The 13,054-nt window shown below is 47.8% G+C and carries 16 protein-coding genes; 14 read left to right on the plus strand and 2 right to left on the minus strand.

Going from position 1 to position 13,054, the window contains the following annotated elements; all coding sequences use genetic code 11:
* Positions 1 to 124: 124 nt before the first annotated feature.
* Complete coding sequence (locus FE296_RS03355; protein ID WP_150364222.1) at positions 125 to 850, plus strand: pirin family protein; 726 nt, start codon at positions 125 to 127, stop codon at positions 848 to 850.
* Positions 851 to 944: 94 nt separating this feature from the next.
* On the opposite strand, the gene FE296_RS03360 is transcribed toward FE296_RS03355, so the two are convergent.
* Positions 945 to 1,169 carry a DUF1128 domain-containing protein gene (locus tag FE296_RS03360; protein WP_017692283.1) on the minus strand — a complete coding sequence of 75 codons (225 nt, stop codon included), beginning with the start codon at positions 1,167 to 1,169 and terminating at the stop codon, positions 945 to 947.
* 158 nt (positions 1,170 to 1,327) lie between these two features.
* Between FE296_RS03360 and yyaC the strand changes: the two genes are divergently transcribed.
* The 5 genes from yyaC (at position 1,328) to FE296_RS03385 (ending at position 7,831) form a co-directional block, all read left to right on the plus strand.
* A complete protein-coding gene (gene yyaC / locus FE296_RS03365; protein ID WP_150364223.1) occupies positions 1,328 to 1,885 on the plus strand; it encodes a spore protease YyaC in 558 nt (185 codons plus the stop codon).
* Between the two features lie 60 nt (positions 1,886 to 1,945).
* Positions 1,946 to 2,737 (plus strand): alpha/beta fold hydrolase, encoded by a 792-nt coding sequence (locus FE296_RS03370; RefSeq protein ID WP_150364224.1) that lies wholly within the window; start codon positions 1,946 to 1,948, stop codon positions 2,735 to 2,737.
* 269 nt (positions 2,738 to 3,006) lie between these two features.
* The gene (locus FE296_RS03375) at positions 3,007 to 3,711 is read left to right on the plus strand and encodes a DUF6483 family protein (RefSeq protein WP_124118104.1); all 705 of its coding nucleotides are present in this window, start codon (positions 3,007 to 3,009) and stop codon (positions 3,709 to 3,711) included.
* 95 nt (positions 3,712 to 3,806) lie between these two features.
* Positions 3,807 to 5,054, plus strand: a complete 1,248-nt coding sequence (locus FE296_RS03380) for a class I SAM-dependent methyltransferase (RefSeq protein WP_124118103.1) — start codon at positions 3,807 to 3,809, stop codon at positions 5,052 to 5,054.
* 191 nt (positions 5,055 to 5,245) lie between these two features.
* On the plus strand, positions 5,246 to 7,831 hold the full coding sequence (locus tag FE296_RS03385; protein WP_190945012.1) for an O-antigen ligase family protein: 2,586 nt from the start codon (positions 5,246 to 5,248) through the stop codon (positions 7,829 to 7,831).
* A gap of 464 nt (positions 7,832 to 8,295) precedes the next feature.
* On the opposite strand, the gene FE296_RS03390 is transcribed toward FE296_RS03385, so the two are convergent.
* Positions 8,296 to 8,643, minus strand: a complete 348-nt coding sequence (locus FE296_RS03390) for a dehydrogenase (RefSeq protein ID WP_124118101.1) — start codon at positions 8,641 to 8,643, stop codon at positions 8,296 to 8,298.
* Positions 8,644 to 8,803: 160 nt separating this feature from the next.
* Between FE296_RS03390 and uptA the strand changes: the two genes are divergently transcribed.
* The 8 genes from uptA (at position 8,804) to FE296_RS03430 (ending at position 12,926) form a co-directional block, all read left to right on the plus strand.
* Complete coding sequence (uptA, locus tag FE296_RS03395) at positions 8,804 to 9,418, plus strand: undecaprenyl phosphate transporter UptA (protein ID WP_091019353.1); 615 nt, start codon at positions 8,804 to 8,806, stop codon at positions 9,416 to 9,418.
* A gap of 2 nt (positions 9,419 to 9,420) precedes the next feature.
* Positions 9,421 to 9,990: a thioredoxin family protein gene (locus FE296_RS03400; RefSeq protein ID WP_017692292.1), complete on the plus strand. Its 570-nt coding sequence runs from the start codon at positions 9,421 to 9,423 to the stop codon at positions 9,988 to 9,990.
* Between the two features lie 6 nt (positions 9,991 to 9,996).
* Positions 9,997 to 10,629, plus strand: coding sequence for an MBL fold metallo-hydrolase (locus tag FE296_RS03405; RefSeq protein WP_124118100.1), 633 nt, complete (start codon positions 9,997 to 9,999; stop codon positions 10,627 to 10,629).
* Positions 10,630 to 10,954: 325 nt separating this feature from the next.
* Positions 10,955 to 11,215, plus strand: a complete 261-nt coding sequence (locus FE296_RS03410; RefSeq protein ID WP_190945014.1) for a hypothetical protein — start codon at positions 10,955 to 10,957, stop codon at positions 11,213 to 11,215.
* A gap of 103 nt (positions 11,216 to 11,318) precedes the next feature.
* Entirely contained in the window at positions 11,319 to 11,849 is a 531-nt protein-coding gene (sigY, locus tag FE296_RS03415; protein WP_076212623.1) for an RNA polymerase sigma factor SigY, read from the plus strand.
* A gap of 2 nt (positions 11,850 to 11,851) precedes the next feature.
* The gene (locus FE296_RS03420; protein ID WP_150364227.1) at positions 11,852 to 12,187 is read left to right on the plus strand and encodes a YxlC family protein; all 336 of its coding nucleotides are present in this window, start codon (positions 11,852 to 11,854) and stop codon (positions 12,185 to 12,187) included.
* Positions 12,180 to 12,410: a hypothetical protein gene (locus FE296_RS03425; RefSeq protein WP_179198630.1), complete on the plus strand. Its 231-nt coding sequence runs from the start codon at positions 12,180 to 12,182 to the stop codon at positions 12,408 to 12,410. Before FE296_RS03420 ends, FE296_RS03425 begins: the two co-directional genes overlap by 8 nt.
* A 132-nt stretch (positions 12,411 to 12,542) precedes the next feature.
* A complete protein-coding gene (locus FE296_RS03430) occupies positions 12,543 to 12,926 on the plus strand; it encodes a hypothetical protein (RefSeq protein ID WP_024631336.1) in 384 nt (127 codons plus the stop codon).
* Positions 12,927 to 13,054: the final 128 nt, after the last annotated feature.

Below are 13,054 nucleotides of genomic sequence, written 5' to 3' on the forward strand. Positions count from 1 at the left end.
TGATTAGAGTTGCCGGACCCCGGGTAAAGATGACATACCAACTGGTATTCATCTATACAATTCATATATACGCATGGACTGCCGCGGTAATGTGGCAGCTCTAAACCCTTGGAGGTGGATGAACATGATTAAAGTGGTGACATCGGAAGAAAGGCACACGTCGGATCGAGGTTGGATACACAGTGAATTCAGCTTTTCCTTTGCGGATTATGATGATCCAAGCAACGCCCATTTTGGCTGTCTGTTGGCTCATAATGAAAACACGCTGATGCCGCAAGAAGGCTTTAAGAAACATCCACATCATGATCTTGAACTTGTCAGTTATGTCATATCAGGTACACTCAAACATACGGATAGTATGGGAACAGAACAATTGCTTGAACCGGGTACGGTCCAGGTGATGAGTGCGGGGACGGGAGTGGAACACTCCGAGACCAATCCGTCAGCGGATGAACCGGTACGTTTCCTCCAGTTGTGGTTTTTACCATCGGAGCGCATGCTGAAACCTTCCTATACGAATCGGAGAATAGAGCCGCAGGAGCACTTGAATCGTCTATGTCCGATTGTATCCGGGCAAGGGGGAGAGGGAAGCGAAGGCGCCTTGCCTATTTCCCAGGATGTAACCTGTTACCTCTCCCATTTGGAGTCCGGGAAAAAGTTGATGTACCCGCAACACGAAGATCGACGGACACATCTTTTCCTGATCAGTGGGCATGTAGAGATTCATTGTTCGGATGGTAACTTCAACCTCAAGCCGGGCGATGCCGCACGAATTCGCAAAAGCTGTGATCTGCAAATCACGAGCACAGACAGTGAACCTGCCGAATTTGTTTTGGTTGACCTGCCTTAAGGATGGGATGTATTCCTTAAAAGATAGTCTGGAAATATAAATATGTGAAAAAGGACCTGTTCCCACGGTGATGTGGAAACAGGTCCTTTTTTTACTAAGATTTACGAAGATTACCCAGTTCCGAAGCGACAGCTTCCACTTCAGAGATACTGAGATGTTCCTTGCTCAAAATCATTTCATACAGGTCAAACAGATCTTCATATTTCTCAAGTGGGAATGAAGAAGCTTGCATGGCGGCACCGCTTGCCATACGAAGTTTGGTTTTGATCGCTTCAATCATATATTCCATATTGGCTGCTGTTGCTTGTGTTAAATCCATCGTTAAATTCATCCCTTCCGTATCGGAAACTCTTGTTATTGTATCATGATTGGAAGTGCTCAGGCCAATGCTTTTGCGGGGAAACCAAGCATCGGTTACAATGATGGATACAACAACCGGTTTTCATGGAAACTTGAGTGTACTGGAGGGAATACAGCTTGGCAGCCTATAAGCGAGAAATGGTTCGTCATCAAGGAAGGGAAGTCCGCAAAGGCGTGCCTGCAGAGAATCTGGTCTTATTTTTCAAAAACATCGTTCAACTTCATTCTCCAGCTGAGATCACGTTTGTCTGCATCGGTACTGATCGTTCCACCGGGGATGCCCTGGGCCCGCTGACCGGGGGTATCCTGCAAGAGAATGGAATAGGTAACGTGATAGGCACGCTGTCTTCCCCTTGTGATGCAGATACGCTGGAGAAGAAATTGGCACTCATTCCTGCACACCATGCCATCATAGCGATCGATGCGTGTCTGGGTCCCAAGAATGCCGTAGGTACATATTATCTCTCGAATAACCCACTCATTCCAGCCCAATCGGTTGGAGGTAAGCTGCCTCCTGTCGGACAATACAGTCTGGCAGCTGTGGTTAATGCCAATGGACCAAGGCCTTATTCCATATTGCAGATGACCTCTCTTCACTTGGTCATGGAGATGTCCCGAACGATTGCAGACGCCGCAATTGAAGCATGGGAATGGAGACAAACGTTTCATTCATGAGATGTAGGCTTAATAATATACAACCTGAATTATTTAATTCGCGCAGAGAGAGGGATTCATATGGAAAAAGTGATGTGTGATGGAACGACGATTTGTTATGCCGAACAAGGTAAGGGAGAAGCACTCATTTTGCTCCACGGATACTGTGGCAGTTCATCGTATTGGAATGAGGTCGTACCTGAACTGGCACGCAGCTATCGCTGTATCGTACCTGATCTGCGTGGACACGGGAAAACAGATGCACCTGTAGGAAGTTATACCATCGAACAGATGGGCAACGATGTATTACAGTTAATGGATGAGTTGAATGTGGAAAAAGCGGTCCTTTTGGGACACTCGATGGGTGGATACATTGCGCTCTCGATTGCGCAACGTCACCCTGAGCGTTTGAATGCATTTGGCCTGATCCATTCCACAGCCTACCCGGACAGTGAAGAAGCCAAAGAGAAACGCCTTCGTGCTGTATCCACCATTCAAACGGAAGGTATCGTGAATTTTGTAGATGGACTGGTTCCTGGCTTATTTGCACCGGAACATGTTGAGTCGTTATCTACGCACGTAACACGCGTGAAGGAAATTGGTTACCAGACCGCGCCTCAAGGTGCTGTTGGTGCTGCTCTTGCTATGCGTGAACGCCCGGATCGCCGCGATGTGCTATCCGCCACTCCTTTACCGGTATTGCTGGTAGCAGGAGAGAAGGATGCTGTTATCCCGCCAGAACGTACATTTACAAGTGACAAGCCGCATATCGTGAAAGCTGTTATCCCGGGTGCGGGTCATATGAGCATGTATGAGGCTCCTGAAGAATTAATTCAGGTCATTAAGCAATTTATGGCTGGATTATCGAAGTAATCAATGAAGTGATTTATGTTGATTTCATTAAAATATAGTTGGGTTCCTGGATAGTATTGATTCCTTTTGGAGAATTACCGGTTCCCACATCATTCGAACCCCTGCAACGTCCTTTTGGGATAAGCAGGGGTTTTTGTCTATTCCATGGCTAGAGTAAAGACATGCGTCTTGTTTTTGGCTTTTTGTCATGGCATGAATTAAAATAACTACAATAGGACGTTAGGAGAGCGATTGAATGGATAAGGTCGAATGATGAGGGGGCATACAGCATGTTCAGAAAAGATTATCTGCTCCGCATGATGGAGGAAATGACTGAAGCAATAGGCAAAGTGTTCACGCTCAAACAGCAACGTAAGCACACCGAGGCATTGTCTGAACTGGATGAGCTGATGCGCAGGCAGTTTGGGCTAAACTTGTCTCTATTGAACTCATTGCCAGCTGAGGATGTTATTGAAATGTTCCGTTTTCGCGGAATGATTGAAGTGGACAATCTGCAGCACGCCGCCAGGCTGATTGAAGAAGAAGCCTATATTTATCAAGAGAAGGCCAAAGTGGAAGGTATAGAGGATCAGGAGAGAATGGACGCAGAGGATGAGGCTGTCATCCGATTGATGAGATCACTTCATTTTTACCTGTATGCATTGAATCATGGCGCTAATCCCCAGTTATTAGATGCACCGCAACGGGTGGAGGGTGTATTGGGACTTACGAAAGAATATGAGCTCCCTGCCCGGACCGAAAGACAGCTTGCCCTATATCGTGAGCAACAGGGACATTACGACCAGGCAGAGAACAGTTGGTACAGATTGCTCCAGCTCGGTCCGGAATTCCCTGTAAGATACCAAGATGATGCACAGTCATTCTATCAAAGGTTGAGCCAACTCACGGATGAACAACTGGAGCAAGGCGGTTTGCCGCGCAACGAAGTTGAAGAGGGGTTAGCCGAACTAAGTCGTCAAGAGATGAACTCATAAATATGAATTGCATCAAGGCTTGTTACCTGCCTTCACTTGGAGAGGGAACGGAAGTGTGGTATGGTAACGGTTGACCAAACCAAACCGAAAGTGAGATGTACCCCGTGGATTCATTGCGAAAGCTTATACAAGACATCTTTGAACAGAATTCGCTGATTACAGCGACCTGGAGCCAGCTGCGCAGACGGGACAATGTCTCGTATACCAAAGTGCAAGTCAAGCCGGTGACACTGAAGAATCAGCTGCATTATCAATTTGCATTTCATTATAACAACAAAGTGCTGCACGAGAATTTGACTCCGGCTGAAGCGGCAGAGCGCATGACTTTGCTATGCGAAGAGACATTTCGTCAAGGCCTGCTCTGTACTACCGAGGCAGACTATCAAATTTTGATCAGCAAAAAATATAAAGTATCCATTCTAACCAAATCTGCTTCCAAGACTGCGGTGGATCTGTCGCATAATCGCAAGAAGCAATATGTATTGGAAGAGGGAGTGCCCGTATCGTTCCTCGTTGAACTTGGCATTATGAACGAAGAAGGTCGTGTGCTGGCCCGCAAGTATGACAAGTTCAGACAGATTAACCGTTTCCTCGAAATGGTGCAGGATGTCATTCCGCATCTGCCGGAGGGACGTCCACTTACCATTGTTGATTTTGGTTGTGGCAAGTCTTATCTGACTTTTGCGTTATATCATTATCTGTCTGTACAACAACGGCGTTCACTCCAAATTATTGGGTTGGACTTGAAGGCGGATGTCATTGAACACTGTAATGATCTGGCTAATCGATTGCATTATGGTGATCTGAAGTTTCTGGTTGGAGACATCGCGGACTACGATGAATTGAATGAAGTGGATATGGTTGTAACACTGCATGCCTGTGATACAGCTACCGATGCTGCTTTGGAGAAAGCGGTTCGATGGGGGGCTTCTGTTATTCTGTCTGTTCCTTGCTGTCAGCATGAACTGTTTGACCAAGTAGAGGCTTCCGTGATGAATCCGTTGTTGTCCCATGGCATCCTCAAGGAACGTTTCTCCGCACTGGCTACGGATGGAATTCGTGCCAAGTTGCTTGATCTGATGGGATACAAGACACAATTGCTTGAATTTATCGATATGGAGAATACACCTAAAAACATATTGATTCGTGCTGTTCGCGGTCAGGCGGGTGAAGTGTCAGAGATGTGGAATGAATATACGGCTTTCCGTGATTTCATTCATGCCGATCCATATTTGGAGCGGGCTTGTGCCGATTTGCTTCCTGGCGATGGCAAGCAGGCCGACGGGAAATCAAAATCGAGCAAAGAAACCGTTCAAGATTCCGCAAATTGCGACCTTTGCTGAGTGTGCCAATGACAATCAAGGGACATACTGCAATTAGGGTCCCTGGAGGTAAAATGATATTCAATGCACATACTTCGTAGCAAGCAACATCATAACTGTCAGATGTATATCAGGCAGAAGGACCCGTTATCGGGATCTTCTGTCTTTTTGTTATGCATGTGTAGCGGTGGTAGGAAGGAGGGGGCATGAGGTTGAAGAATAGGACAATGGATAAGGGAGTTGTAAGGTATAAACGAGGGTATGCGGCGAATGAGGAAATGATGGAACAGTTGTTTGAACGGTCTCACCATGCAAATGGTACAGAATATGTAGATAACAGGGACTTATGTAATGGTGACAATAGGGACAGTAGAGACAGTACATATAATAGGGAAGATACATACAACAAAGATGATACGTATAAAAAAGATGATAAAAATAATCCAAATGGAGCTATTCAGACCGATGCGCCAGGGAGTTTTTCTCAAAGTTTGAGGTGTATACGTTATTCAGGATCGGGTTGGACTGTTGGGTTGGGCATGCTCTCCATTGTCTTGTTGCTTGCAGGATGTCTGAGTCGGGGATTGTATTATTCAGCGGATCTGTACCCTGTCATTCTGATCGCAGCAGGAAGCATATTGATCCTGTTTTTGCTTTTCCTTGTGGGTATTCGTCCACAGAAGGCGAGTGAACGAATACCCATGTCATGGGTACAGGGCCGGGGGAGACTCGAACGAATCGTTGAGAAAATATTCCGATTTCCGGGGATGTGGCGGGTATTGTGGCCGCTGGGGATGATGATATGTTTTGGGCTACATGCATGGGCAGGCTCGGTGAGTAAACAGGGCAGCATGGATGAAATGCTGCGGTGGTGCCTGCTTGGGATGTTTACCCTGCTCACCGCAATACTGGCTGCGCGCACGAATGGTGCACGTTGGTTAGCCTGCGGTTGGCAGATGGCAGGCGGCTTGCTTGTGCTAAGCGGCATCCTTGCCGTGTGCGGGATATTGCCGCTGCCCTTCGGGGTGATGCGGACTGCTGACCCCGAGATCAGTTCCGCCGGAGCAAGGCTCGGCGGACTATTGCAGTACCCGAATGCGTACGGTGCCGTTGTTGGCATGTACGCATTGGAGCGGCTGACAGCCGCCGCGCGAGTCATAGCCCGGCCTGTGCCGGCCGGGCGACTCATCGCGGCAGTGCTGCCGCTCATGCCCGCGCAAGCCGCGCTCCTGCTGAGCGAGTCGCGCGGCGCTTGGCTGGCGACCGGCTGCGCCGCGGTCGCCGCCTTTGCTTTGCAGCGGCGCGGTGCCCGCCTGCCGCTGCTGCTGGCCATGGCCGCGCCACTGGCGTGCGCGGCCTGGCTGTACCGCCAGCTGGCTGCTGCCCAGCTGGCGCCTGCACCCGTGCCCGGCCTGCTGGCACTGGCCGGGGCATGGGCAGCTGCGCTGCTCGGCACGCTGCTGCTGTGCCGTCTATGGCACAGCGGCGCCGCCAAGGCTCCGCGCGCCGCTGCCCTGACGGCCATCGTGCTGGCGGGAGCCGCCGCCGCACTGATGGCCGTGGCCTCCACCGCCGATCGCCTCGCGGCGGGTGTCGGCACTGGGGTGTCCCGCCTACAGATGTGGCGGGACGCCCTCCAGCTGTGGACCGAGGCCGCATGGCTCGGCCACGGGGGAGATACATGGCGCAACATGTTTCGCGCCATTCAATCCTCGCCTTATGTCGGAGGCGAGGTCCACAACGGCTTGCTCGATCTCGCCCTGGACACGGGCATGATCGGCATCCTGGTTGTCGCAGGGTGGTTTCTCCTCACCCTGCGAAGCATCTTTCATTTTGCACCGCAACTCTTTCCATCCGTGCTTGTTTTTGGCCTGCATGGGGCGATGGACTTTGACTGGAGCTTTACATTATTTTGGATGCTTTTCATCTGGCTTGGTGCTTGGGCAACTGCATTGAAGACGGAAACAGAGGGGGTCCAGCGATCCGGCGTAACAGTGAAATACACTCCCATCAGATCCAAATCGGGATCTAAATTGAGATCTAAATCCAGATCCAGATTTCTTTTATTGCGATCTCTATCAATCCACACCCGTTTATTATATGTCCCGATGTGGCGTTCCTTCTTTCATATTCTTCAGCGAGAAACTGCTCGGCTAATAAGGGTATCGATAGTGATGATCATCCTTTTCTGGATTGGTGGAACAGTCTGGCTGACCTCCCGATATGTAGTAGCAGAAGTGCAGTACCGTCAGGCAATGTCTGAACCGGATGGCACTCCAGCACAGAAGGTGCATCTTATGGCTGCTTTTCAATCGAATCCGAATCGACCCGATATCGTGATATCCCTTGCACGATCCCTCCCGGGACGAGAAGCAGAATCACTCCTTTTGAACAGCTTGTCCCATTCCCCGATGCATCCTCAGATTTACATCGAACTGGGACGATTGGCAGCCCAATTCGGCGAAGGACAGCAGGCTGGAGAATATTTTGAACAAGCGATCGCATTGAATCGGTATGATGGCATTGGCCAATCCACGGCTTTGTATTGGATGGAGCAGGCAGCGCGGCGGGAATGGAAGGCAGGATATAGAGATCGAGCCCGACAGACTGCCGCCGCTGGTGTACAGATGTATGAACGGTATCAACTGCTGGCTGAGGAAGTGGAAGCAGGAAACGTTCGCAATGATCGTCGTTTTGTACTGGAAGAACATGCTCCAGGCTATGGAGAGAACCTGCGCAGGATTGCTACAGCTTTTTCTCCTCCGTTTACTCCAGAGTTGACCAAGCGGAGCCCTTGAATGACTGATGGATCTTGACGTTTACCCAAGCTATATGATGATGGATGTCAGCGTCTAAAAAGTCTGAGAGTCCAAGCTGGTGCTCCTTGCGGATGGGTATACGATTTTTTAAGGAACACAGGACGTCTTATTTGGCCTTTAGCTCCTCTTTTCAAATTGTAAGGATATCAGACACGTTATTTCCGGAAATTTCCTAACAAAAACCCTATAAAAGTCCAAAAATTCCGATATAACGTGTCTCAGATTCCTTAGATTTCTAAGAGTGCTTCAAATCCTTGAATAAGACACCTCAGATTCGTTACCACTCGTGGGCTTGAGCATGAAAAATTACTCGGTGTTTATGTTCATAATCCCAGTTTATGTTCATGCTCCCCATGGTGGTCGGCTCCATGCTCTGTTTGATCAGCAAGCCAGAGGACAACCCCTGAATTCCACCTGGAACAAAGCTTTTCATTCCTCCATTCCTACAGACGATACCCGCCAAATGCGTGCTGAAACGCATCTTTTAATGGTTCAACATCTACTTCCCACATCGCGGCGATCTCTGCACTGACATCCGTGTTCCACCACTCGCATAATTTCTTGCGGTTGTCGCGATTCTCCCCAATCCAGAGCAGATTAGCAATCACCTTACCGTAATAAAATTCTTCCGCCTGCTTCATCCGTTCGGGAGAGACATATACTTTTAGCCTTTTGGCTGTACGGTACAATTCCTTGCTGCATGCCCGGCGGATTCCTCTGGCGGAAGGAAGGTTTTGACCGGATTGCGTATGTTTGACCGGCGGAGAACCGGGTATTGACTTGTGTGACATCTTCTCACGCTCCTCTCCCCATACCATATGCGGACTGCTGCGAACGGGACACTATCCCAACCTCGTGAAGTAGCAACGTCCACAGCCCTGTGATAAAATAGGGACGAACATCCATGGTGCGGACGGGCACCGCCAATCAGGATGGAGAAAGAGGGTTGAGATGGACTTTATTCATAACCTTGTTGGCCAATTGTTCGATTGGATTCAAAGTCTTGGGTACTTTGGAATCATGCTTGGATTAATGTTGGAAGTTATCCCAAGCGAAATTGTGCTGGCGTATGGAGGTTTTCTCGTTTCACAAGGTAATATCAACTTCTTCGGTGCTATGATTTTTGGTACGGTGGGCGGTGTGATTGCCCAGTTATTTATTTACTGGATTGGCCGTTATGGCGGCAGACCTGTACTTGAACGCTACGGTAAATACATACTCATCCAGAAAAAACACATCGACCATTCCGAGGAGTGGTTTCGCAAGTATGGTACAGGTGTCATTTTTACAGCGCGTTTTGTTCCGGTGGTAAGACATGCAATCTCCATCCCGGCTGGCATCACGAAAATGCACACAGGCAAATTCATCTTGCTTACTACACTCGCTGTTATACCTTGGACTGCATTGTTTATATATTTAGGGATGATTCTTGGAGATCAATGGAAGCATATTGATGAGAAAGCGGCACCATATGTTATGCCTATTTTGCTTGTCGCTCTCGCCCTTATGATCGTTTATGTACTTATTAAATGGATGAATGCTCGTAAAAAGAAAGGAAGTGTCTAGTCATGGGTAAACCCAACTTGTCTCACAAATTCGGTAAAGGTCTGCCACCGAAAGATTTTATCGAAAGTATGACCAAGAACCAGAGTGAATTCCAGGCCAATTATGATAGCTTTACTTGGTCGAACGAAGAGGATCGTGAGTTCTTTGAGAGTCTGAACCATCGCGATGATCTGCGTGTGTTAATTCTGGCTGCTGACTGGTGCGGGGATGTTGTCCGTAATATTCCGGTTGTGTTCCAAGCGCTTGAAATCTCAGGAATCCCAACTGAAGTTCTGATTATGGAGAACCATCCGGAAGTGATGGATGAGTTCCTGACGATGGGTGGCCGTTCCGTGCCGGTCGTTATTTTTGCAGATACAGGTGGTCATGTGTTAGGTCAATGGGGACCTCGTCCGCAGCATGTACAGGAAGTCATGATTGAATTCAAACGCCTTAATCCGGATCGTGAAGCAGCAGATTATCAAGAAAATTTGGCTGTAGCACGTCAAGAGATAGGCAAACGTTATGGGGAAGGAACGGAGTCACATGCGGCCATTATCCGTGAGCTGCGTGAACTGATTTCGGGTTACTAAGCCGATATGCTTAACATTCGTACGTTTACACTAGGCCCGCTTCAGACCAATGCGTATCTTCTGCAAGGAGATGATCCGGGCAAAGCCGTCATTATCGATCCAGGCATGAATCCAGGGCCGCTGCTTAAGGCGATCCAAGACTTGGAGATTGAAGCCATTCTCCTCACTCATGCTCACTTTGATCATATGGGCGGGGTAGATGAGATCCGTAAATTGAAGGGATGTCCCGTTTATCTTCATGACTTGGAGAGTGACTGGCTCACCACCCCGAAATTAAATGGATCTTTAAATTGGCCGCAGGCGACACCACCCCTTTCGACAGATCCTGCCGAATATGCCATGGACGAAGGGCAGAAGCTGAATCTGATTGGTCATATGTTTAAAGTGTTCCATACACCTGGACATTCCCCAGGCAGTGTAAGTTTGCTTTGTGATAACGACCTGTTTGCCGGTGATGTGCTGTTCCGCATGGGTGTGGGCAGAACGGACCTGACAGGAGGGCGTGAACGGGATCTGATTGATTCAATCCAGAACAAGCTTTACACCTTTGCTGATGAGGTTAAAGTATATCCAGGTCATGGCCCCAAAACGACCATTGGTTATGAGAAACAGAACAATCCTTACGTGTCCGCAAGATAATCCGACATAATATGTGAAGAAAGTCTGGACAAGTGACAACTTTTTCATTAGAATAGCAATTAGTTGTTACAAGCGTTAAGGCATCATCTAACTGAAGCATTACCAAGAAACACCCAACCTCGCGAAGCACGCAGACTGTGGTCTATACCCGGTTTGCGTTCTTTTTTTGTTTTCAGCCCCTTTTTATCACAGAATTAGCCTTTTTTATGCTACATAGAGATGCAAGATGCGCTTTATCACAAGCCAGTTTGATACCAATAGTAAGTTAGCAGCAAGTACAGATTGTTTAGAACGATGAATTTAAGAAATAGTAGATCATGAGAGAGTGGGGAATATCAAAGTGGAGAAACCAAGAGTTATTCCGTTGAATCAGCGTGTCGAGTATCCGATCATTGAAGAAAACCGTCGCATATTGGAAAGTGGGAAAAGAGAAACGGGTACTGAGCGAGCTTTAATACATAACCCTAACGTGGCCAATGAAAGGATGAAGTCTCAGCAGAATATATGGACAAGCTGTGTTTTAAGAAACGGAGCCAGCAACCAACCGTGGTTCGACAAGCTGCAAGATTACCGGAATCAAGTCTGATTGCCCGGGAAATTGTCGGGTTTAATTTTTTTTTAATTCCATTGAACGTTTCTGCAGAGCCTGTCGTATTAACTCCAGATTGAACGGGAAGCAGGTGATTTTCATGATAAAAGCAGCTGAGCTGGAAGAGGTACGCAGGGCAGTATCGGGAGACGACAGCGCACTCGCAGCGTTGTTGCAACGTCACTACACGTTTGTGTATAAGTATCTTGTCAAAGTGACAATGGATGCTAACCTCGCAGAAGAGACGGTACAGGATACGATGATTCGTTGTATGGAAAATATCCATCGATATGATGGCACGTCTGCCTTTTCATCATGGATGATCACCATTGCGACCCGCATCTATATCGATAAGACAAGACGTAAGAAGAGAGAACAGAACTGGCTTGCTCTCATCCGGGATCAGGCCGTACGTCGATTCCGCTGGCAGCTTGAGACTCGAAATGAAGAATGGACAGATGTCATGGATGCGATGACAAGACTGACACCCGAACATCGTGTTGCAGTGCTACTGAAGCATTATTATGGATACGGTTATGACGAGATCGGGGAAATGCTGGGTATTCCTGCGGGAACGGTGAAGTCACGCACAGCTTATGGTCTCCGTCAGTTAAGAAAGGAGCTGGAATAAGGATGAGCAGATCAGATGATGCACAAGAACAAGAAGTTGTAGAACGTTTGCAGCAACACATGAAAGTGCTGGATGATGCATTTGAGCCGACAAGTATTCCTTCTTTGGGTGCACTTGAAGCCCAAGTCAGGGAACGGAGACAGATTAGACGTCGAGCCAATTGGATCGAGATGATATGTTTCTGGTTGGTTGGATTGCTTGCCATTGTGTTCGGTACATTATTGTTCGTATCTGCTCCAGCCCTATATTTAGGTATTCAGGCTCTTGGTACAGCTGTTGCGGTGATTTTGGCTGTGGTCTGGGCCGGACGGCGCCGGAAGGAGGTTCGTCATGAATAAAATGCATTATTCATTGGATGAAATTTCTCCACTATGGCTTATATTGCTTGGCATTTTTCTCCTGGTTCAGGGCACATGGATCTTTCAGGACGCACGCAGACGTGGACGTTTCCCTTGGTTATGGGGATTATGGGGTATCACGGGATTTCCCACGCCGCTGATAATATATTGGTTTGTCGTAATTCGATCACAGCGCAAGCCAGGTGCACGAAATCCGAAATAACATTATTTTAAAAATGGAAAAAAAGATTTTGCACAAATATGTTGTTTAATTCTAGTATTCCTAGACATCGTTATTCTTTTCTAGTAGACTATACAAATAAATATTAATGATAGACTACCAGGAGGTTAGACGATGCTGCGATTAGGAGAGAAGGTTGTCATCGTCGCGGATGCGTTTGAGCAGAATCTTCCTGTGGGGGAATATGGTTTCATCATCGCTTATGACCGGAATCCGGACAATGCGTTCGATTACGTGCTTCGAGTGCCGCAGGTGAATCGGAACTTTTTTGTTCCATCCGGCGACGTCGATCTGGAAGAGGTTCTGCTGAAGCAGGAAGCTGAGCGGGTCGAGCGAGAAGCGTTGATAGATTACGCCCTTGCGACACACAATGAGAAGCTGTTTCATCATTTGATGAACGGAGATTTTCAAGCTGTGGAAGAGGAAGAGGAAACCGCGAACGATGTTATGTCTCAGGCGGATTTTATAAAGCAGGTTAATCTGCGTGCATGGATTTAGAATTTTGAGGAGTCGGCTGATGCCGGCTCTTTTTTATTTCCTAATACAATACAAGATGTTCAGAATCGGTTCAGAGACATTTGATAAAATATCTTCCGTTGAAGAAGGGTAATCCCTATCAAACTTAC

The organism is Paenibacillus sp. UASWS1643 (assembly GCF_008693195.1).
Classification (GTDB): Bacteria; Bacillota; Bacilli; order Paenibacillales; family Paenibacillaceae; genus Paenibacillus; species Paenibacillus amylolyticus_B.

Excerpts from the sequence above, each read along its gene's own strand:
- uptA (WP_091019353.1), top strand. The coding sequence starts at position 8,804 with ATGGACTTTATTCATAACCTTGTTGGCCAATTGTTCGATTGGATTCAA.
- FE296_RS03360 (WP_017692283.1), bottom strand. The coding sequence starts at position 1,169 with ATGGATTTAACACAAGCAACAGCAGCCAATATGGAATATATGATTGAA.
- FE296_RS03390 (WP_124118101.1), bottom strand. The coding sequence starts at position 8,643 with ATGTCACACAAGTCAATACCCGGTTCTCCGCCGGTCAAACATACGCAA.
- FE296_RS03425 (WP_179198630.1), top strand. The coding sequence starts at position 12,180 with ATGAATAAAATGCATTATTCATTGGATGAAATTTCTCCACTATGGCTT.
- FE296_RS03405 (WP_124118100.1), top strand. The coding sequence starts at position 9,997 with ATGCTTAACATTCGTACGTTTACACTAGGCCCGCTTCAGACCAATGCG.
- FE296_RS03400 (WP_017692292.1), top strand. The coding sequence starts at position 9,421 with ATGGGTAAACCCAACTTGTCTCACAAATTCGGTAAAGGTCTGCCACCG.
- FE296_RS03420 (WP_150364227.1), top strand. The coding sequence starts at position 11,852 with ATGAGCAGATCAGATGATGCACAAGAACAAGAAGTTGTAGAACGTTTG.
- FE296_RS03380 (WP_124118103.1), top strand. The coding sequence starts at position 3,807 with ATGTACCCCGTGGATTCATTGCGAAAGCTTATACAAGACATCTTTGAA.
- FE296_RS03355 (WP_150364222.1), top strand. The coding sequence starts at position 125 with ATGATTAAAGTGGTGACATCGGAAGAAAGGCACACGTCGGATCGAGGT.
- FE296_RS03430 (WP_024631336.1), top strand. The coding sequence starts at position 12,543 with ATGCTGCGATTAGGAGAGAAGGTTGTCATCGTCGCGGATGCGTTTGAG.
- FE296_RS03370 (WP_150364224.1), top strand. The coding sequence starts at position 1,946 with ATGGAAAAAGTGATGTGTGATGGAACGACGATTTGTTATGCCGAACAA.
- sigY (WP_076212623.1), top strand. The coding sequence starts at position 11,319 with ATGATAAAAGCAGCTGAGCTGGAAGAGGTACGCAGGGCAGTATCGGGA.
- FE296_RS03375 (WP_124118104.1), top strand. The coding sequence starts at position 3,007 with ATGTTCAGAAAAGATTATCTGCTCCGCATGATGGAGGAAATGACTGAA.